This is a genomic window from Mesorhizobium sp. BHbdii (genome assembly GCF_053848045.1).
In genome coordinates this window covers 1-448 of the sequence record NZ_JBSPKX010000210.1, presented here as the reverse complement: position 1 = coordinate 448, position 448 = coordinate 1, and the positions used below count along the sequence as shown (strand labels likewise).

The following is a 448-nucleotide window of genomic DNA, read 5'->3' as shown; positions in this document are numbered from 1 at the left end:
GCTGCCGCGCCCGGCTTTTTCACCTCCGCCGACAGCGCATCCGCCCACTCGCTCCACGAGAACAGGCCCTTGTCGTGCAGCGCCACCGTCATGGCGAACGCCTCGGCCTGCCAGGGCTCGGCGAAGACAGGCGCATCGAGCCTAGCGGGCAAATCGGCGGCGGTCGCGTCAGGCCGGCTCAAGATAGCTCTCCCAGGCATCGATCGAGACAACAAGCGTCGGATCGGCCCCCTCGCCCCAGATTTCCGTGCCGTCGAAAACCACCGTGTAAACCCATTGCGGGTTTTCGCCGTGCCCATGCGCATTGCTGTCGGGAAAGACAAAACCGTCGCGCACCGCCTCGATCCTGCCTTGCCTGCCACGCGCATAGCGCGGCAGCCTTGTGTGGCCGGTCGGGTTGAAATTCTTCGTCCGCACAGCGTCGCCGGCCTTGAACCGCGCCGGCTCC

The 448-nt window shown here is 66.3% G+C and carries 2 protein-coding genes; both read right to left on the bottom strand.

Translation table 11 applies throughout. The features are described 5' to 3' along the window. Nucleotides 1–182 (bottom strand): nitrile hydratase accessory protein (locus ACWTU8_RS32675; RefSeq protein ID WP_455851358.1); only part of this gene is annotated, 182 nt, incomplete at its 3' end. Next, nucleotides 169–448 (bottom strand): SH3-like domain-containing protein (locus ACWTU8_RS32670; RefSeq protein ID WP_455851357.1); only part of this gene is annotated, 280 nt, incomplete at its 5' end. The genes ACWTU8_RS32670 and ACWTU8_RS32675, both read right to left, overlap by 14 nt.